Source organism: Mixta hanseatica, from assembly GCF_023517775.1.
In the GTDB taxonomy this organism is placed as follows: Bacteria; Pseudomonadota; Gammaproteobacteria; order Enterobacterales; family Enterobacteriaceae; genus Mixta; species Mixta hanseatica.
This window is the reverse complement of sequence record NZ_CP082904.1, coordinates 2,327,026-2,345,558: the sequence shown is the minus strand read 5'-3', so window position 1 is coordinate 2,345,558 and position 18,533 is coordinate 2,327,026. Positions and strand designations below refer to the sequence as shown.

Genomic DNA, 18,533 nt, shown 5'->3' with positions numbered 1-18,533 from the left:
GTTTAAAATACCCGCTTAAACGGCTTAACCGCGACCTGTTTATAGACGCCTGCGGCAATATAAGGGTCATCCTCAGCCCAGGACTGCGCGGCCTCCAGCGACGGGAACTCAGCGATAACCGTTGAGCCGGTAAAGCCCGCTGCGCCCGGCTCATTACTGTCAACGGCAGGCATCGGGCCTGCGACTATCAAACGCCCTTCATCCCGCAGCAGCTGCAGACGAGCAAGGTGGGCCGGACGAACGGCGCCGCGCTTTTCCAGCGAATCGGCATTGTCTTCAGCATAAATGACATACAGCACGGTAGTTACTCCTGTAGGGGCGGGTCAGTTTGGCAGTTACGTTAAGTTATCGTAAAGTTTTGTGCAAATGAAAAGATAATGGCTTGTTGACCTGTAGCAATGAACGCGGGTTTTATGCCTTTTCTCACGCCTGTGGCAGGGCAGTTGTTGAAACTGATTGCTATTTGCATCTAAAATTGCAGCCTCACTTGACCATGCGAATAGTTATGACAACGCTGACGACTCCTTTACCTCGCCGCTTATCAGTATCGATGTTGCTTTCAGTGGCGCTGCACGGCAGCGTGATTGCCGCTTTGTTGTATGCTTCGTTTAACCGGAGCGTTGAAGCGCCTAAAATGTCGCAGCCGATTAGCGTCTCGCTGGTGGCACCGGAGGTTCAACCGCAGGCTCAGCCGACACCCGAGCCTGCTCCCGCACCCGAGCCTGAACCTCAGCCGGAGCCCGAGCCGCAACCTGCGCCCGAGCCGCCGAAGCCGGAACCGGTGCCGATCCCTAAACCCGAGCCAAGACCCAAACCGAAGCCGAAGCCGGTTAAAAAAGAGGTGGTGAAGCCGCGCAAAGAGGTTAAACCGCAGCCGCAGCCGCGCCAGACCTCACCTTTCCAGGAAAATAGCGCGAAAACCACGGCCGCTAAGCCTTCAACCGCGCCGAAAACCTCACCCGCGCCGTCACGTACCGTTTCTGACGGGCCGCGCGCGCTCAGCGTGGGCAAACCGGGTTATCCGGCCCGCGCTTTTGCTTTACGTATCGAAGGGCGCGTACGCGTGCAGTATGACGTAGACAGCAGCGGACGCGTTGATAACATCCGTATTCTGTCCGCGCAGCCGCGTAATATGTTTGAACGTGATGTGAAACAGGCGATGAGAAAGTGGCGCTATGAAAGCGGCAAACCAGGCAACAACCTGACAATGACCATCGTGTTTCGTATCAACGGCGGTACCAGCATCGAATAATGCGCGTACCGTCAGGGCGAGAGAGCAAATCGCTCGCATGTTGGCAGAACGTGTCGCGCCTGCGCGACACGTCTTTTTTACTCACAGACCATGGGTTATTCAGCGCTGCTCTGCGCCTGATAATGGCTTTTTCCCGTCGGTAATGGCCGGGATTTACCCTCTTCATCCACCGCGACATAGATAAATATCGCTTCGGTCGTACAGTAGAACTGGCCCAGCGGCTCAGAAGAAACTTTTTTGATCCAGACTTCCACGTTAATGGTCATCGAACTGCTGCCGGTACGGATACAGCGGGCATAGCAGCTAACGACATCTCCCACCGCAACCGGCTTCAGGAAGGTCATCCCATCGACGCGAACCGTCACTACGCGTCCTTCGGCCAGCTCTTTGGCCAGAATAGCGCCGCCGATATCCATCTGCGACATAAGCCAGCCGCCGAAAATATCGCCGTTAGCGTTGGTATCTGCCGGCATCGCCAGCGTGCGTAACACCATTTCGCCTTGCGGCTTGCGATTATTATCCATTGCTCAGTTCTTTGGTTAATCGAATAAAAACCCGGCGTAGAATCGCCGGGCGGAACGAAATTATTTTTCCTGCTGCGGCATCAGGCGATAAATATAAACGCCGCTCAGTAGAGTAAACAGCAGCGTCAGGCCGGTCAGGCCGAAGACTTTAAAATTAACCCAAAATGCCTGCGGCAGCCAAAAAGCAACGTAGATATTTGCCAGCCCGCATGCCAGGAAGAACAGCGCCCAGGCAATATTAAGCTTACGCCAGGCATGCTGTGGCAGCTGCAACTCTTTTCCCAGCATGCTCTGAATTAACGGCTTTTCCATAAAAAACTGGCTGAACACTAACGCCAGAGCGAACAGCGTATAAATCACCGTGACCTTCCACTTAATAAACTCATCGTTGTGGAAAACCAGCGTCAGAGTGCCAAATACCGCCACCAGCACAAAGGTGAAAATAGTCATCTTTTCCAGCTTGCGATAGAGGACCCAGCTGGCAACCAGCGCCAGGCCGGTTGCTGCAATCAGCGCGCCGGAGGCCACATAGATATCGTACAGCTTATAGAAAACGAAAAAGACCACCAGCGGAAGAAAGTCGAGTAATTGCTTCATAATGAATTCCCGATCGTGCCCGGCTAAAGCATAACGGCATACCCTGTATGCCGTCAGACCTTAACGCAGCAGCATATAAAGACGGAACAGATAAATAACCAATATGGCCGAAACCAGGTTGCTCAGCGCATTAAGCAGAACAGAGGCGACATTGGCCGGCAAGACGGTAAAGGAAGAGGCCAGCAGCAATAGGGCCATCTTGGCCAGCAGCCAGACAATAACCGCTGGCGCAATCAGACGAATATGCGCCCAGGCAAGACGGGAACTGGCGCGCATCGCGGCCAGAATGCCGGTTTTCTCGATAGCCAGAATCACCGGCGCCAGAGAAAGCAGGATCCCCAGAATCACGCCAGGGAGCACCAGCACCATAAAGCCCAACTGCACTACCAGCGTAATCAGAAAGGTTAACAGCAGCAAACGCGGCAACAGCGGGGCGGCAGCGCCGATGGCACGCAGCGCGCTGGTACGTTGACCAGCCGAAACCAGCGGGATCAGGCAGAGCATGGCGCCAAGCAGCAGCGTATTGCCGACCAGCGAGGCAAAGGTGCCGGCGGCGGAAGCGCGTAACAGCACCTGCTGCTGTTCCGGCGACAGGTTTTGGATCATCTCAATTAACGAAGTGGCGCCGCCATTATCACCTTCGCTCAGCACCGAGAGCTGATCCGCGCCCGGGGTTAACGCATGGCCGATCAGCACCGTAATCAGTGACGTCAGTAACGCTATCAGCACAATAGTGACCAGCTGATGGCGCAGAAAATTCCCCGTGTCACGGTATAGCGAGCCCGCCGTGATGGACATGTACACTCCTTTGGTAATTACCGGTTTACAGATCCGGCGATTGTACATGGTCTGGCAGGTGACTGGCACCCAGACTTACATAACTTTCAGTAAGCGATGGAATTGATGAAGAAAACAGCGGCGGCAGGCCATATTTTGCGCGGGCGCGGTCACAGGCCTCATTCCAGATGCCGTTTTCACCAGACATAGCAAATTCACGACAGGGCGTTGGACGGTTTTCATAGATACCGCAGGAGACGCACTGGCCGATCTCGCCCTGTAAGGCAACGCAGCGTGGCGCGCGCTCATTGGTGCCGCGCATATTGCGCATCAGCAAATTAAGCGGCTCGGTAAAGTCGGCAGGCACCTGGCCGCCGGCGTCATCAGCCTCAGCCCAGTAAAAGGAAACGCGAAAATGGGCGCAGCAGGAAACACAAGGGTTAAAATTATCGCTCATTTGATCGCCCGCCCCTCCGAGGCATCGAACCAAAATCACACAGGAAGATCAGCAAAATAATCCTTCACGTTACTTCCTGCAACGGGAATTTCACAGGTGTTACGCCTTTGTTTATTGATCTAAATCAATGTTGCCTTTTTTAAGTAGGGAGAAAAAATTGATCTACATGATTTTTCAGCGGTTTCGTTGTAAAAGGTGCTCCTGATACTTTTTTCTTACTTAAGAATGGGTAGGGGTTAATCCCTTTTAATTACACAAGGAGTAGTTATGAAACGGGCTGCATTAGCGTTGGCATTCCTCTCGGCTTTTCCGGTTATTACCAGCGCCCATCAGGCGGGCGACTTTTTTATGCGTGCAGGGAGCGCGACGGTTCGTCCTACTGAAGGATCGGATAACGTGCTGGGGATGGGGACTTTTGACGTTGATAACAATACGCAGCTTGGGCTGACTTTTAGCTGGATGGCCACGGATAATATTGGCGTCGAGCTGCTGGCTGCTACGCCGTTCCGCCATAAAGTCGGGCTTGCCGCGACGGGGACGCTGGCGACCGTCCGTCAGCTTCCGCCTACGCTGATGGCGCAATATTACTTTTTTGACAGCAACAGCAAGCTGCGTCCTTATGTGGGCGCCGGTATTAACTACACCACCTTTTACGACTCCGATTTTAACCAGACCGGGCGCGACGCAGGCCTGAGCGATCTGAGCGTAAAAGATTCGTGGGGCATGGCTGGTCAGGTAGGACTGGATTATGAGATCGATCAGGACTGGATGCTAAACATGTCGGTCTGGTATATGGATATTGATACCGAGGTCAAATTCAAAGCGGGTGGTCAGCAGCAGAATATCGATATGCGTATCGATCCCTGGGTATTTTTCTTTGGCTTAGGTTACCGCTTCTGATTGCGTAACTCTTTTCCGAAAGCTGGCTGATGAATAGCCAGCTTTGCCTCTCTTTTCTTTACCTTGCCATTACCCATCGCTTATTCACTGACTTCCATAAAGGTTCTCGTGTTTTATTAAGCAGGCCACCGTCTGTGACGGAATATTGGAATCAATACCCCTGCTGCGCCAATTCTTTAAGATAGGTTGATAGCCCGCCCAGCAGTCGATTACCCAACATTTCAGCTTCAGTGAGGTTGTGGCGGGATAAAACAGCAGCCAGTTGAATCGGGCTTAAGGCAACGGTTAAACCATCTTCCATAATGGCCCTCCAGTATTAGGTGGTAGTAATACTTTACAGAAACCGGAACGGACTGTATGAAAAATATGCGCTATCTGTGACCGCGATTAAAATGTGAGGGTGGGAAGGCCGTTCTGGAAAAGCGAGGGGGATACGCGACGAACCATCAGGCCGCTGGAGCAGCGGCCCGAACGGTGAATTATTTGATCTGCATATTATTGACGACCGATTTCACGCCCTGCACACGGCGCGTTACTTCTACCGCATGGTTAGCCATCTGTGGCGAAGAAACAAAGCCGCTGAGCTGTACCCGACCTTTAAAGGTTTCAACATTAATTTCGCGCGCTTTCAGTGATTCGTCACCGAGGAACTGAGATTTCACCTTAGTAGTGATCACCGTATCATCGATATATCCCCCGGTTCCTTCCTGCGTAGAGGTGGGGGCGCAGGCGCTCAGCATCATAGCCACCGCAGCGGCAGCCACTGTTCCGGTAAACAATTTAACAGCTTTCATTTTGCTACTCCCTGTCATGAAAAAGGCGGTTACCGCTTCGATTATCGGCACCTTAAGTGTGGTCGAGAATCACGGAAAATACAAACGGGCAGGGGAAAAGGCGTGATTAAAGAGTGCCTTACCTACGGCAAGGCACGAGAGATTTAGCGCGTGGCCGCTTTCAGGCCGCTGACAAAACGTTTCAGTTCAGTCAGCATTACTTCCGGTTCGGCATGATGCTTCTCGATAATTTTTACGATGGCCGAGCCGGAAATCGCACCATCGGCACCGGCGGCGATCGCTTCTTTGACCTGTGAAGGTTCTGAAATGCCGAAGCCCTGCAGCGTCGGCGCGGCATGATATTCACGCAGCTTATCGATTAAATGCTTTAACGGCAGGCTGGCGCGGTTTTCCGCGCCGGTAACGCCGGCGCGCGACAACAGATAAATATAACCCCGTCCGTAAGAGGCGACCGCGCGCAGCAAATCGTCATCGGCATTAGGCGGGCAGATAAAAATCGGCGCGATATTATGGCGCATCGCCGCCTGACGGAAAGGCCCCGACTCCTCGACCGGCACGTCGGCCACCAGCACCGAATCGACGCCGGCCTGCTCGCAGCGGGCATAAAACTCATCGACGCCATTAGTAAACACCAGGTTGGCGTACATCAGCAGCCCAATCGGCAACTCGGGGTATTTTTGGCGAATGGTGGTCAACATCTCAAAGCATTGCGCCGGGGTGGTACCAGCGGCGAAGGCGCGTAGCGTGGCGTTTTGAATGGTTGGCCCATCCGCCAGCGGATCGGAAAAAGGAATGCCTAACTCAAGCGCGTCTGCACCAGCGGCAACCAGCGTATCGATAATTTGCAAAGAGAGTTCCGGCGAAGGGTCACCCAGCGTGACAAAAGGAACAAATGCGCCTTCTTTGCTGGCCTGCAGACGTTTAAACAGTTGCTCGTAACGTTCCATTAAATCTCTCCCTGCGCTTTCAAAATATCGTGAACGGTAAAAATATCTTTGTCGCCGCGTCCGGAAAGATTGACCACCAGCAGCTGCTCTTTTTCTGGATCCTGCTGAATTATCTTCAGGGCGTAGGCCAGCGCATGCGCTGATTCCAGCGCCGGGATAATGCCTTCCGCCCGGCATAGCTGCTTAAAGGCCGCCAGCGCTTCATTATCGGTAATGGAAACGTACTCGGCGCGGCCAATGCTGTTCAGATGCGCATGCTGCGGCCCAACGGATGGAAAATCGAGCCCGGCGGAAATGGAATAAGATTCTTCAATCTGCCCATCTTCGGTTTGCATCATCGGCGCCTTCATGCCGAAATAGATGCCCACGCGCCCATGCTTCAGCGGCGCGCCGTGTTCGCCGGTTTCAATACCGTGTCCTGCCGGCTCAACGCCAATCAGGCCGACCTCTTTCTCATCAATAAAGTCGGCAAACATGCCGATAGCGTTTGAACCGCCGCCCACGCAGGCGATCACCGCATCCGGCAGACGCCCTTCGGCCTGTAGGATCTGCGCTTTGGTCTCTTCGCCGATCATCCGTTGGAATTCACGTACGATGGTGGGATAGGGATGCGGACCCGCAGCGGTGCCGAGCATATAGTGCGCGGTCTCATAGCTGCCGGACCAGTCACGCAGCGCCTCATTACAGGCATCCTTCAGCGTTGCGGAGCCGCTGTGTACCGGGATCACTTCAGCGCCCATCAGACGCATACGGAACACGTTAGGCGACTGACGCTCCACATCTTTGGCGCCCATATAAATGCGGCACTTCAGGCCCAGCAGAGCGCTGGCCAGCGCTGAGGCGACGCCGTGCTGACCGGCGCCGGTTTCAGCGATAATTTCCGTTTTGCCCATACGTTTCGCCAGCAACGCCTGGCCGAGCACCTGGTTGGTTTTATGCGCGCCGCCGTGCAGTAAATCTTCACGCTTCAGATAGAGGCGCGTCTTGCTGCCTTTGGTCAGATTTTGACAAAGCGTCAGCGCCGTAGGACGTCCGGCATAATTTTTCAGCAGATCGTTAAACTGCGCCTGAAAGTCGGCATCGCGCTGGGCGCTTACAAAAGCTTCTTCCAGCTGGCGCAGCGCAGGCATCAGAATCTGGGGAACATACATACCGCCAAATTCGCCAAAGTAGGGGTTTAGTAATGTCATATACGTTATTTTCCTTATCCGCGCCCGCGATGCGGACGTTTGCTGTCAGTAGGCGTGCAGCGTTTGAAATACTGCGGCGATCTTTTCGGCATCCTTGATGCCCGGCGCGCTCTCGACGCCGGAATTAAAATCGAGCCCGGCACAGCCCAGCTGCGCGGCTGATACGCAATTATCCGCGCCTAGACCGCCTGCCAGCAGCACGTTATCCAGCGGGCCGGTGAGCAACGACCAGTCAAAACGCTGACCGCTACCGCCGGCGCCGTTATCAAAAACGTAGCGATCGACATGAAGCAGGGTGCGCGCCGGCAGCTGGTCGCCAACGCTGAGCGCCTTCCAGATAGCGATGTCTGGCGGCAGTTCAGCACGCAGCGCATCAATGTAGACCTGATCTTCGCTGCCATGCAGCTGAACGGCGCTTAGCGCTAATGTGCGGCTTAACGTGACAACGTCACTGATGGCCGCATTGCGAAATACGCCGACATAGCGCAAAGCGGCGGCGGCGATGATCTGACGGGCCTGCGCGCTATCAATTTTGCGCGGCGATCCTTCAGCGAAGATCAATCCGCCATAAACCGCGCCCGCCTGCCAGGCGGCACGGGCATCTTCAGGACGGGTCAGGCCGCACACTTTATTATCGCCAAGCAGCACGCGGCGTACCGCCTGATGAAGATCCGCTTCGCCCATCAGGGCGGAGCCGATTAAAAAGCCATTGGCGAAACGGCTCAGCTCACGTACCTGCGCATAGCTGCTAATGCCTGATTCACTGATTACCGTGACGCCGGGACCAAGGCGCGGCGCCAGCTGGCGGGTGCGATTCAGATCGACAGAGAGGTCGCGCAGGTCGCGGTTATTAATCCCCACCACTTTGGCGCCCAGTGCCAGCGCGCGTTCCAGTTCCGCTTCGTTACTGACTTCGGTCAGAACGCCCATCTCCAGGCTATGCGCCACAGCTGCCAGCTGGCGATACTGTTCATCATCCAGTACGGAAAGCATCAGTAATACCGCATCGGCCTGATAAAAGCGCGCCAGATAAATTTGCCAGGAATCGATAATAAAATCTTTGCATAGCACCGGTTGGGTAACCGCCGCGCTAACCAGCGGCAGATAATCGAAGCTGCCCTGAAAATAGTGCTCGTCGGTGAGCACTGATACTGCCGAGGCGTAATCTTTATACACTTCAGCAATCGCCACCGGATCGAAATCGGCGCGGATCACGCCTTTCGACGGAGAGGCTTTTTTGCATTCCAAAATAAACGCGGTGCGCGCGCCCTGTAGCGCATGATAAAAACTGCGGGTCGAGGGCGTCAGCTGCTGCTGAAATGACGCCAGAGGCTGCGTTTTTTTACGCTTTTCCACCCACAGCGCTTTATCCCGGATAATCTCATTCAGTACGGTTTGCATCTCTAGCCTCTTGCTGCCAGCGCGACCACGCGCTCATAAGCCTGACCGCTCGCTATCGCTTTCAGCGCCCGCTGGGCATTATCGCGTAAATCTTCATTGCCGAAAATTTTCAATAACATAGCCACATTAACCGCTACGGCGTGCTGGTGCGCCTGCTCGCCTTTACCCTGGAGTAATTGCGTCAGAATGTCACGGTTTTCTTCCGGCGATCCGCCCGCCAGCGACTCTTTAGTATGGTATGGCAGACCGAAATCGTCTGGCGTCAACTGATAGCTGGTGATATCGCCGTCGCGCAGTTCCGCTACCTGCGTGGCGCAGTGGATCGCCACCTCGTCCATGCCGCCGCCGTGAACCACCGCCGCTCGCTGATAGCCCAGCACGCGCAGTGTTTCTGCAATCGGCAGCACCAGTTCCGGGCTGTAGACGCCAATTACCGCCAGCGGCGGGCGCGCCGGGTTAATCAGCGGACCCAGCACGTTAAACAGCGTACGGCTTTTCAGCTGCTGGCGTACCGGCATGGCGTGGCGAAAACCGGTGTGATATTGCGGAGCGAACAGAAAGCAGACGTTAAGGTCATCCAGCGCCTGACGCGCCTGCTCAGCGGGCAAATCGAGGCTGATGCCGAAGGCCGCCAGCAGATCGGAAGAGCCTGACTTGCTGGAAACGCTGCGGTTACCGTGTTTCGCTACCTTCAGGCCGCAGGTCGCCGCGACAAAAGCGCTGGCGGTAGAAATATTAATGCTATTGCTACCATCTCCGCCGGTGCCGACAATATCGGCAAAGGCGTAGTCAGGGCGCGGAAAAGGGCGCGCGTCCGCCAGCAAAGCCGATGCGGCGCCGGCGATCTCCTCCGGACGTTCGCCGCGCACTTTCATTGCAATCAGCGCCGCCGCCAGCTGCGTTGGCTCCAGCTGACCGGTAATAATCGCGCTGAATAGCTGGTGGCTTTCTGTTCGGGTCAGGGTCTGCGCCTGATAGAGTTTCTCCAGAATATGTTGCATCCTTTTCTCCTTTGCTTATGCCAGCGCCCAGGCCAGAGTTTGTTCCAGCAGGCGCGCGCCCTGCGTGGTCAGAATTGATTCCGGATGAAACTGAAAGCCGCATACCCGGTCGGCATCGTGACGCACGGCCATCACCATGTCATTAAAAGTGGCGTTGATGGTCAGTTCATCAGGCGTATTGCTGCCCACCAGCGAGTGATAACGCGCCACTGGCAGCGGATTGCTCAGTCCGGCAAACATCGCCTGATGATCATGGGTAATGGCGGAGGCCTTGCCATGCAGGATTTCGCCAGCCTGACCAACGTGGCCGCCGTAAGCCTCGATAATCGCCTGATGCCCAAGGCAGATGCCGATAATCGGCAAACGACCGCGCAGACGCTGCAGCAGTTCCGGCATACAGCCCGCATCGGCTGGCGCGCCGGGGCCTGGAGACAGCATCAGCACCGGGTTTTCCATCTGTTGCAGGCGCTCAATCAGGCTGTCGGCCGGAACGGTATTGCGATAAATCACCACGCGGTGACCAAAAGTACGCAGCTGATCGACCAGGTTGTAGGTAAAGGAGTCGATATTATCAAGCAGCAGAATGTCGGCCATTAGAACGTCTCCTGGCAATGATGGGCGGTGGCGATGGCGCGCAGCACGGCGCGCGCTTTATTACGGCTTTCATCCGCTTCGGCCTGCGGCTGTGAATCCAGCACGACGCCGGCGCCTGCCTGAACGGTGGCGACGCCATCTTCAACGTAAGCAGAACGGATAACAATGCAGGTATCCAGATCGCCGCTGGCGGTGAAATAACCGACGGCACCGCCGTAAACCCCGCGTCGCGTGCCTTCTGCGCTGGCAATCAGCTGCATGGCACGTACTTTCGGCGCGCCGCTCAGGGTGCCCATATTCATACAGGCGCGATAAGCATGCAGCACATCCAGATCTTCACGCAGCGTGCCCACCACGCGTGAAACCAGATGCATAATAAAGGTATAGCGATCAACTTTCGTCAGATCGGCGACGTAGCGGCTGCCCGGCTCGCAGATGCGCGCCAGATCGTTACGCGCCAAATCGACCAGCATCAGATGCTCCGCCAGCTCTTTATGATCGGTACGCATCTCCAGCTCAATGCGGCTGTCCAAATCACGATCCAGCGAACCATCGGCATGGCGGCCGCGCGGGCGCGAACCGGCAATCGGGTAGATCTCAATCTGGCGCGAGGCGGCGTCATATTTCAGCGAGCTTTCAGGCGAAGCGCCGAACAGCGTGAAATCACGATCCTGCATAAAGAACATATAAGGGCTGGGATTGTTGTTTTTCAGCGTCTCGTACGCCGCCAGCGGCGACGGGCAGGGCAGGGAGAAGCGGCGCGACGGCACCACCTGAAAAATTTCGCCGATGCGGATCGCCTGCTGCATATTGCGTACTACCTCGCAATATTCTTCGTCGCTCTGGCTACAGCTCAGGGTCATCTGCTCCACGCGCTGGACCGGCAACGGTTGGGCTGGCTGCAACATCTGCTCATGCAGCTGGTGAATGCGACGCTGCAGGCGCTGGAACTCATCGGTAGAGGGAACAAACAGGCTGGCCTGCAGGCGGGCGCTCTGATGCTGATGATCAAGCACCAGCAGCGTCTCGGCCAGATAGAAGCAGTAATCGGGGCAGCGCTGCTCATTACGTAAGTCTGGCAGCGGTTCGAAGCCTGCCACTAAATCGTAGGCGAACAGGCCGCCCAGCAGCATTGACTCACGTTCATCCGCCGGGGCATCAACCAGCTGTACAATCAGACGCAGCGCATCAAAAACCGACAGCGATTTCAGACGTGAATCTTCATCCTGGGTTCCGCCTGCCTCGGGAAAACGCAGCTCGCGGCCGTCGGGACGGTGCTGGTTGCTCACCTCGGCGGGCAGCGCGGCATCCAGCAACGGCAGCAGCTGGCGGCCATTTTCCGACAGCGCCTGTACGGTCACGCTGTTATCCAGGGCGGTGATGCGCAGCGCGCTATCAACGATTAGCAGGCTTTTCAGATTACGCTTGCTGTCGATGTCCGCGGATTCCAGCAGCAGCGTAGCCGGACGAGCGCCGCACAGTTGATGAAAAACCGCTGCGGGATCTTCACGGTAGGGGGCCGAGCCGGTAATCAGTTTCAATCCAGGTTTTCTATTCGACATAATCGGTTCTCTAAAATCGCTCAAAAAAAAGCCCGCATCGGCGGGCTCAGGTATCAGCATGTGATCAATACAGATGCGTGACATCGTCGCCCTTCAGCAGAAGCGCGCCACCATCCCATCATTAATTTATGCTTAAACATCATCATGGATACCCCCGCGTGAACTTGTGTACTAGTTAACGGGTTCAGGCGAGGATTGTCAATACTTTTTTATATAGCGGTTAATCCGTTATGATGCATCGACGTTTTATGTTTCTCAGGAGTTATTTTGACCGCAACCCAGCCGATAAGCACCTTTCCCATTTACGATCTTCACAGCCATACCCGCGCGTCGGATGGCCTGTTAACCCCTAAGGAACTGGTGCTGCGCGCCGTTGAAATGCGCGTTGGCGTCCTGGCGATAACCGATCACGATAGCGTGGCTGGTTTGGCCGCCGCCAGAGAAGCGATTAACCAACATGCTCTGCCGTTGCATTTGATTGATGGCGTAGAGGCCTCTACTCTGTGGGAGAACCATGAAATTCACATTGTCGGGTTAGGCATCAATCCGGCCCATCCATTGCTGGTCGAATTTCTGGCCGGGCAAACGGAATGCCGCCTGGCGCGCGCCAGACTGATGGCGGAGCGGCTGGAAAAGGCGCAGATCCCCGGCGCGCTGGAAGGCGCACTGGCGTTAGCTGAAGGCGGGGCGATTACGCGTGGTCATTTCGCCCGCTGGCTGATCGCCCAGGGCAAAGCCAGCAATATGGCTCAGGTATTCAAAAATTATCTGGCGCGCGGCAAAACCGGCTACGCGCCGCCACAATGGTGTACAATTAAACAAGCCGTTGATGCTATTCATCATTCCGGTGGTTACGCGATATTGGCGCACCCGGGGCGTTATGGTTTATCGGCCAAATGGCTGAAACGTCTGATCGCCCATTTCGCCGACATTGGCGGCGACGCCATGGAAGTGGCGCAGTGCCAGCAACCGCCAAACGAACGCAGTCAACTGGGACGCTACGCGCAGGAATATCAACTGGCGGCGTCGCAAGGATCCGATTTCCATCAACCCTGTCCGTGGATTGAGCTGGGTAAAAAACTGTGGCTGCCGGGCGGCGTGGAAGCCGTATGGTCCCGTTTTCCCGCATTAATGCCTTCTGCGGAAAGGTGATAAGAGGTTAGCTATGAGTCAGATGTTTCATATTCATCCCGACAATCCCCAACCACGCCTGATTAGCCAGGCGGTTGACGCGCTGAATAAAGGCGGCGTGATTGTGTATCCTACCGATTCCGGCTATGCGCTGGGCTGTCGGCTGGAGGATAAAAACGCCATGGAGCGTATCTGCCGTATCCGTCAGCTTGACGGCAACCATAATTTTACTCTGGTTTGCCGCGATCTTTCTGAGCTGTCGACCTATGCGCATGTGGATAACAGTGCGTTTCGCCTGATTAAAAATAATACGCCAGGCAGCTACACCTTTATCCTGAAAGGAACAAAAGAGGTGCCGCGTCGTTTGATGAATGACAAGCGTAAAACCATTGGCCTGCGCGTGCCGTCTAATCCAGTGGCGCTGGCGCTGCTGGAGACGCTGAATGAGCCGATGATGTCGACTTCGCTGATGCTGCCCGGCAATGACTTTACCGAGTCCGATCCGGAGGAAATTGAAGGCCGTATCGGCAAGCTGGTGGATCTGATTATTGACGGCGGCACGCTGGGACAGCAGCCGACCACGGTAGTGGACTTAACCAGCGATACGCCTGAAGTGGTGCGTGAAGGCGTCGGCGACATCCGGCCTTTCCGCTGAAACCGGACCGGCGCCAGGCGCCGGTCAATCCGTCAAGAGGCGATAGCGGCGTCCAGCCAGGCCTTAAAATCTTTATAAGGAATATAGAGGGAAACATCCTGCAAAATCACCTTATTGGTGCGCCGATTTTTAATCTCTTTGCTGTAGCCAATAATAACCCCGCCGATAGAATCATCCTGGTTATAAACCGCACCGCCAGACATGCCTTGTACTACGCCAGCGTTAGAGGCCATTGCCATACAGGGCGCTTTATTCCAGCTATTACGAATCGCCGTGCGCGCCAGATTGACGCCGCTGGAGGCCACCGGCATGGCGGAAATAAAGCTATAGCCATACATTTTGACGCTATCGCCCACGCGGCTGGGTCGAAAAATCGGCGGCGTTTTCATCTCATTTTTATGATAAACCACTGCCAGATCGCAGTAAGGGTGCCAGGCCTTAACGCGTTGCACGGAATATTTCGCCACGTGCGCCGCGGTTAAGCTGTATTTGGGAGTAAGGGGAATGCTGGTGCCGAGCGTACCGAGGCCTAAAATGGTCGGTATGCCGGTAAAATTCATATCTACACGGTTCATGGCTTCGCGGCTATATTCATATTTGCCGACAGAGCAGCCCGACAGCAACAGCATCACCGTTGCCGCTAACAGAGCGTTAATTTTCATTATCGTTAAAACCATTTGGGCATGCCTTGAAACCCCTGGTAAAGATTTGCGGCATACAAGTTAATCGCCTGATATCGGCGTTTATTACCGGCGGTTAGCCGGCTCGTTTATTTTTACAAAGCAAAATATTTTAAGATAAACAACAAGCTGTTTATTACATGACGGTTTACTGACGAAGCCGCACGTTACTTTTTTATCGCGGTGCTAATTTTATCAATGCGCCTTTGCTAAACAAAGCGCAGGCACAGCAAGCACGCTTTGCGTCCGTGACAGCGCCGCTGGCCGGTGGCGTGGCGGTCGGTGGAAAATTCAACAGGATCGCAATTGACCTTATCGGCAGCGCGCCGGAAAACTCCAGTGCAGGAAACTCAGGCAAGTCGGTAAACTTCATGTATACTGTGCGGCCACATTGTACCGGGTAGCGGTAAAAATGCGCACTCAGGGCAATCCCTCCTTTCAGGTCATGGCTCGCCACGCCGTGACAGAAGCAATAAACGACGCCTGTGAAGGCGACAGTGAGGCAGCTCAATGAGCGAAAAGTTACAAAAAGTATTGGCGCGGGCCGGGCATGGCTCTCGTCGTGAAATAGAAGCAATGATCTCTGCCGGCCGCATTAGCGTTGACGGCAAACTGGCGACGTTAGGCGATCGTATTGAACCCAACGCCACGGTAAAAATCCGTATCGATGGCCATGTCGTCTCCGTTAGTGAATCCAACCAGCAGGTTTGTCGCGTACTGGCTTACTACAAGCCGGAAGGCGAGCTTTGCACCCGCAACGATCCGGAAGGGCGTCCGACGGTATTCGATCGTCTGCCGCGTCTGCGCGGCGCGCGCTGGATCGCCGTTGGGCGTCTGGATGTGAATACCTGCGGCCTGCTGCTGTTTACCACCGATGGTGAACTGGCGAACCGCTTGATGCACCCCAGCCGCGAAGTGGAACGCGAGTATGCGGTACGCGTGTTCGGGCAGGTTGATGATGCGAAAATCCGTCAGCTGAGCCTGGGCGTACAGCTGGAAGATGGCCCAGCCTCTTTCCGCACTATTAAGTTCACCGGCGGCGAAGGGATTAACCAGTGGTATAACGTTACCCTGACCGAAGGGCGCAACCGTGAAGTGCGCCGTTTGTGGGAAGCGGTGGGCGTGCAGGTAAGCCGCCTGATTCGTGTCCGTTACGGCGATATCAATTTACCAAAAGGACTGCCGCGCGGCGGCTGGACCGAGCTGGATCTGCAGCCGGTTAACTATTTGCGTGAGCTGGTAGAACTGCCGCCGGAAACCATCAGCAAAGTACCGGTGGAAAAAGATCGTCGTCGTACCAAGGCGAACCAGATCCGTCGCGCGGTGAAACGCCATACGCAGGTGAGCGGCAATCGTCGCCCGGCCAAGCGCGGCGAAAGCCCGAAACGCGGTTAAGCATTAACGCGCTGGCGCAGCAAAGGCATCCCTCGGGATGCCTTTTTCTTTTTTACCAATCGATTCCCTGCTGGGCCTGGATGCCAGCATCAAACGCGTGTTTTACCGGCCGCATTTCGCTGACCGTATCCGCCAGTTCCAGAATATCGCGATGGCAGCCGCGCCCGGTGATAATCACGCTTTGATGAACAGGACGCTGGCTTAGCGCTGTAATCACCTCCGCCAACGGAAGGTAACCAAAGCTGAGCATATAGGTGAGTTCATCCAGGATCACTAAATCGAGCGAAGCATCTGCCAGCATACGCAGGCCGTGTTGCCAGACTGCCAGGCAGGCGGCGGTATCGCTTGCGCGATCCTGCGTATCCCAGGTAAAACCGGTCGCCATCACCTGGAATTCAACGCCGTGCGGTTCCAACAGATTACGTTCGCCGTTCGGCCACTCGCCTTTAATGAACTGAATCACGCCGACCTTTTTCTGATGTCCCACGGCGCGCGTGGCGGTACCAAAGGCAGCGGTGGTTTTCCCTTTACCGTTGCCGGTAAACACCATCAGAATGCCACGCGTTTCGTTGGCGGCGGCGATACGGGCATCAACCTGTTCTTTCAGCCGCTGCTGCCGCTGTTGGTGACGATCCCCGGCGGCCATTACTCTGCCGGCCCTGGTTTGCGGCCCGGCTGCGCATCAAAGCTGATGCCGGTCTTACGGCGGCTGTCATCGCCCATCAGATACAGATAGATAGGCATAATTTCCGCCGGTGTTTTCAGCTTCTGCGCGTCTTCTTCAGGAAATGCACTGGCGCGCATTTTGGTGCGGGTTCCGCCTGGGTTGATGCAGTTAACCCGTAGATTACGGTTTTTATACTCTTCCGCCAGTACCTGCATCATGCCTTCGGTAGCAAACTTCGAGACGGCGTAAGCGCCCCAACCGGAGCGGCCGACGCGGCCGACGCTGGAACTGGTGAACACCAGCGAACCTGAATCTGAGTTCAGCAGCAGCGGCAACAGCGCCTGGGTGAGGAAAAAGGTGGCGTCGACATTAACGCGCATCACCTGCTGCCATACCTCCGGCGCCAGCTCGGCAAGCGGCACGATCTCCCCCAGCAGGCCGGCATTGTGCAACACGCCATCCAGACGCGGCACCTGCTGCGCCAGTTCATGGGCAAACTGCTGGCAACTTTCCGGCGTTACCGTTGCCAGATCGAGAATACGCATCAGCGGCGTCGCTTTGCCCAGCGCGCTGATTTCATCGCAAACGCGCTGTAGCTTTTCCGCATTGCGGCCCAGCAGAATCACCTGTGCGCCATAGCGCGCGTAGGTGAGCGCGGCTTCACGACCAATGCCGTCACTGGCACCGGTGACAAGGATAATTCGATGATTAAGCAGATCGCTTTTCGGTTGATAATGCAAAACGTCTTCCTCGGCGAGTAATAGTTCAGCGCGGGGCTGAGCAGATCGAAGGGGGAGTTATGCCTGAAAAATTTCTTCAGTTCAATGTCGCAGCGCCCATTTCCCCGCGGCAAGCCGCTTTACAGGCGACGAAGCGGGCCGACTCGGCTACACTACGCTCTGGTCTCAGCAAGGACATTAACAAAGGCGGATCGAATGGATTTACTGTTCTTCTATGCACTATTTTTAGCGAAAGTGGTGACCGTGGTGGTCGCCGTGGCGGCAATTGCGCTGATTCTGGTTAACATTACGCAACGCAAGCGCGGACAAAGCGGGCAGCTGCAGATTACGCAGCTTAACGAGCGCTACCGCGAAATGAAAAAATCGATGACGCTGGCGCTCCTGCCGCCGCAGGAACAAAAGCTGCGTCATAAAGCGGAAAAGAAACAGCAGAAACAGGAAGCAAAAGAGGCGAAGCAGCGGGCGAAGCAGGGTTTGGTCAGCGCTGACAAGAAACCGGTGCTGTATGTTCTGGATTTTAAAGGCAGCATGGATGCCGGAGAAGTGACCTCGCTGCGTGAGGAGATTTCCGCGGTGCTGGCGGTGGCGCGCAAGCAGGATGAGGTTCTGCTGCGGCTGGAAAGCCCGGGCGGCGTAGTGCATGGTTACGGGCTGGCGGCCTCGCAGTTGCAGCGCCTGCGCGAAAAGAATATTCCGCTAACGGTCGCGGTAGATAAAGTGGCGGCCAGCGGCGGCTATATGATGGCCTGCGTCGCCGATCGCATTATCGCCGCGCCTTTTGCCATTATTGGATCGATCGGCGTAGTGGCGCAGGTGCCCAATTTTAATCGCCTGCTCAAGCGCAACAATATTGATGTGGAACTGCACACGGCCGGAGAATATAAGCGCACGCTGACGCTGTTTGGTGAAAATACCGAGCAGGGCCGCAATAAGTTTCGTGAAGATCTCAATGAAACGCATCTGCTGTTTAAACAATTTGTTCAGCAAATGCGTCCGGTATTAGATATCGATCGGGTAGCGACCGGTGAACACTGGTACGGCAGCCAGGCATTGGAGAAACAGTTGATTGACGAACTGGGCACCAGTGACGATATTATCATCGCCCGGATGGAGCATTTCAGCGTCGTCAGCGTACGTTATATGCGCCGCAAAAAACTGATGGATCGCTTTACGCAAAGCGCCGCCGATAGCGCTGCTCGCCAGCTGCTGAAACTATGGCAGCGCGGCGATAAGCCGCTGCTGTAAACCCTTAACGCCCGGTTGAGCCGG

Annotated in this window: 22 protein-coding genes and 1 other annotated feature; of the genes, 6 read left to right on the top strand and 16 right to left on the bottom strand. The window is 55.5% G+C overall.

Annotated elements, in window-relative coordinates:
• Positions 1–2: 2 nt before the first annotated feature.
• Positions 3–299, bottom strand: a complete 297-nt coding sequence (locus tag K6958_RS11295; RefSeq protein ID WP_085071585.1) for a YciI family protein — start codon at positions 297–299, stop codon at positions 3–5.
• 206 nt (positions 300–505) lie between these two features.
• Here K6958_RS11295 and tonB point away from each other — a divergent pair, with 206 nt between their 5' ends.
• Positions 506–1,252 (top strand): TonB system transport protein TonB, encoded by a 747-nt coding sequence (tonB, locus tag K6958_RS11290; RefSeq protein ID WP_249891205.1) that lies wholly within the window; start codon positions 506–508, stop codon positions 1,250–1,252.
• A gap of 95 nt (positions 1,253–1,347) precedes the next feature.
• Here tonB and yciA read toward each other — a convergent pair whose 3' ends face one another.
• From yciA to K6958_RS11270, 4 genes are read right to left on the bottom strand one after another with little or no spacing between them, the layout of a single operon-like run.
• Entirely contained in the window at positions 1,348–1,776 is a 429-nt protein-coding gene (gene yciA, locus K6958_RS11285) for an acyl-CoA thioester hydrolase YciA (RefSeq protein WP_249891204.1), read from the bottom strand.
• 60 nt (positions 1,777–1,836) lie between these two features.
• Positions 1,837–2,373: a septation protein A gene (locus tag K6958_RS11280; RefSeq protein WP_249891203.1), complete on the bottom strand. Its 537-nt coding sequence runs from the start codon at positions 2,371–2,373 to the stop codon at positions 1,837–1,839.
• A gap of 60 nt (positions 2,374–2,433) precedes the next feature.
• Complete coding sequence (locus tag K6958_RS11275) at positions 2,434–3,171, bottom strand: YciC family protein (RefSeq protein ID WP_249891202.1); 738 nt, start codon at positions 3,169–3,171, stop codon at positions 2,434–2,436.
• 25 nt (positions 3,172–3,196) lie between these two features.
• Positions 3,197–3,607 carry a YkgJ family cysteine cluster protein gene (locus tag K6958_RS11270; RefSeq protein WP_249891201.1) on the bottom strand — a complete coding sequence of 137 codons (411 nt, stop codon included), beginning with the start codon at positions 3,605–3,607 and terminating at the stop codon, positions 3,197–3,199.
• Positions 3,608–3,874: 267 nt separating this feature from the next.
• Between K6958_RS11270 and ompW the strand changes: the two genes are divergently transcribed.
• A complete protein-coding gene (gene ompW, locus K6958_RS11265) occupies positions 3,875–4,507 on the top strand; it encodes an outer membrane protein OmpW (protein WP_249891200.1) in 633 nt (210 codons plus the stop codon).
• 151 nt (positions 4,508–4,658) lie between these two features.
• Here ompW and K6958_RS11260 read toward each other — a convergent pair whose 3' ends face one another.
• The 8 genes from K6958_RS11260 to K6958_RS11225 all read right to left on the bottom strand — a co-directional run bounded on the left by K6958_RS11260 (position 4,659) and on the right by K6958_RS11225 (position 11,996).
• Positions 4,659–4,808 (bottom strand): hypothetical protein, encoded by a 150-nt coding sequence (locus tag K6958_RS11260; RefSeq protein ID WP_249894762.1) that lies wholly within the window; start codon positions 4,806–4,808, stop codon positions 4,659–4,661.
• A gap of 178 nt (positions 4,809–4,986) precedes the next feature.
• The gene (locus tag K6958_RS11255; RefSeq protein WP_249891199.1) at positions 4,987–5,301 is read right to left on the bottom strand and encodes a BON domain-containing protein; all 315 of its coding nucleotides are present in this window, start codon (positions 5,299–5,301) and stop codon (positions 4,987–4,989) included.
• A 143-nt stretch (positions 5,302–5,444) separates the two neighbouring features.
• Positions 5,445–6,248 carry a tryptophan synthase subunit alpha gene (trpA, locus tag K6958_RS11250; protein WP_249891198.1) on the bottom strand — a complete coding sequence of 268 codons (804 nt, stop codon included), beginning with the start codon at positions 6,246–6,248 and terminating at the stop codon, positions 5,445–5,447.
• Positions 6,248–7,438 (bottom strand): tryptophan synthase subunit beta, encoded by a 1,191-nt coding sequence (gene trpB / locus K6958_RS11245; protein ID WP_249891197.1) that lies wholly within the window; start codon positions 7,436–7,438, stop codon positions 6,248–6,250. The genes trpA and trpB overlap by 1 nt, the downstream gene beginning before the upstream one ends.
• A 45-nt stretch (positions 7,439–7,483) precedes the next feature.
• Entirely contained in the window at positions 7,484–8,839 is a 1,356-nt protein-coding gene (gene trpCF, locus K6958_RS11240) for a bifunctional indole-3-glycerol-phosphate synthase TrpC/phosphoribosylanthranilate isomerase TrpF (protein WP_249891196.1), read from the bottom strand.
• Between the two features lie 2 nt (positions 8,840–8,841).
• A complete protein-coding gene (gene trpD / locus K6958_RS11235; RefSeq protein WP_249891195.1) occupies positions 8,842–9,840 on the bottom strand; it encodes an anthranilate phosphoribosyltransferase in 999 nt (332 codons plus the stop codon).
• Between the two features lie 15 nt (positions 9,841–9,855).
• Entirely contained in the window at positions 9,856–10,434 is a 579-nt protein-coding gene (locus K6958_RS11230; protein ID WP_249891194.1) for a glutamine amidotransferase-related protein, read from the bottom strand.
• On the bottom strand, positions 10,434–11,996 hold the full coding sequence (locus K6958_RS11225) for an anthranilate synthase component 1 (RefSeq protein ID WP_249891193.1): 1,563 nt from the start codon (positions 11,994–11,996) through the stop codon (positions 10,434–10,436). Before K6958_RS11225 ends, K6958_RS11230 begins: the two co-directional genes overlap by 1 nt.
• Before the next feature lie 22 nt (positions 11,997–12,018).
• Positions 12,019–12,115 (bottom strand) — a sequence feature (Trp leader region).
• A 148-nt stretch (positions 12,116–12,263) separates the two neighbouring features.
• Between K6958_RS11225 and rnm the strand changes: the two genes are divergently transcribed.
• Both rnm and K6958_RS11215 read left to right on the top strand, forming a co-directional pair.
• Positions 12,264–13,148 carry an RNase RNM gene (gene rnm, locus K6958_RS11220; RefSeq protein WP_249891192.1) on the top strand — a complete coding sequence of 295 codons (885 nt, stop codon included), beginning with the start codon at positions 12,264–12,266 and terminating at the stop codon, positions 13,146–13,148.
• Between the two features lie 13 nt (positions 13,149–13,161).
• Entirely contained in the window at positions 13,162–13,782 is a 621-nt protein-coding gene (locus tag K6958_RS11215; RefSeq protein ID WP_249891191.1) for an L-threonylcarbamoyladenylate synthase, read from the top strand.
• Positions 13,783–13,814: 32 nt separating this feature from the next.
• Here the strand turns inward: K6958_RS11215 and K6958_RS11210 are convergent, their stop codons facing one another.
• The gene (locus K6958_RS11210) at positions 13,815–14,444 is read right to left on the bottom strand and encodes a S1 family serine peptidase (RefSeq protein WP_249891190.1); all 630 of its coding nucleotides are present in this window, start codon (positions 14,442–14,444) and stop codon (positions 13,815–13,817) included.
• A gap of 528 nt (positions 14,445–14,972) precedes the next feature.
• On the opposite strand from K6958_RS11210, the gene rluB reads away from it, so the two are divergent.
• Complete coding sequence (gene rluB / locus K6958_RS11205; protein ID WP_249891189.1) at positions 14,973–15,857, top strand: 23S rRNA pseudouridine(2605) synthase RluB; 885 nt, start codon at positions 14,973–14,975, stop codon at positions 15,855–15,857.
• A 52-nt stretch (positions 15,858–15,909) separates the two neighbouring features.
• Here the strand turns inward: rluB and cobO are convergent, their stop codons facing one another.
• Positions 15,910–16,503 carry a cob(I)yrinic acid a,c-diamide adenosyltransferase gene (gene cobO, locus K6958_RS11200; RefSeq protein ID WP_249891188.1) on the bottom strand — a complete coding sequence of 198 codons (594 nt, stop codon included), beginning with the start codon at positions 16,501–16,503 and terminating at the stop codon, positions 15,910–15,912.
• Complete coding sequence (locus K6958_RS11195; protein WP_249891187.1) at positions 16,503–17,264, bottom strand: YciK family oxidoreductase; 762 nt, start codon at positions 17,262–17,264, stop codon at positions 16,503–16,505. Before K6958_RS11195 ends, cobO begins: the two co-directional genes overlap by 1 nt.
• Before the next feature lie 195 nt (positions 17,265–17,459).
• Between K6958_RS11195 and sohB the strand changes: the two genes are divergently transcribed.
• Positions 17,460–18,509, top strand: coding sequence for a protease SohB (sohB, locus tag K6958_RS11190; RefSeq protein WP_249891186.1), 1,050 nt, complete (start codon positions 17,460–17,462; stop codon positions 18,507–18,509).
• Positions 18,510–18,533: the final 24 nt, after the last annotated feature.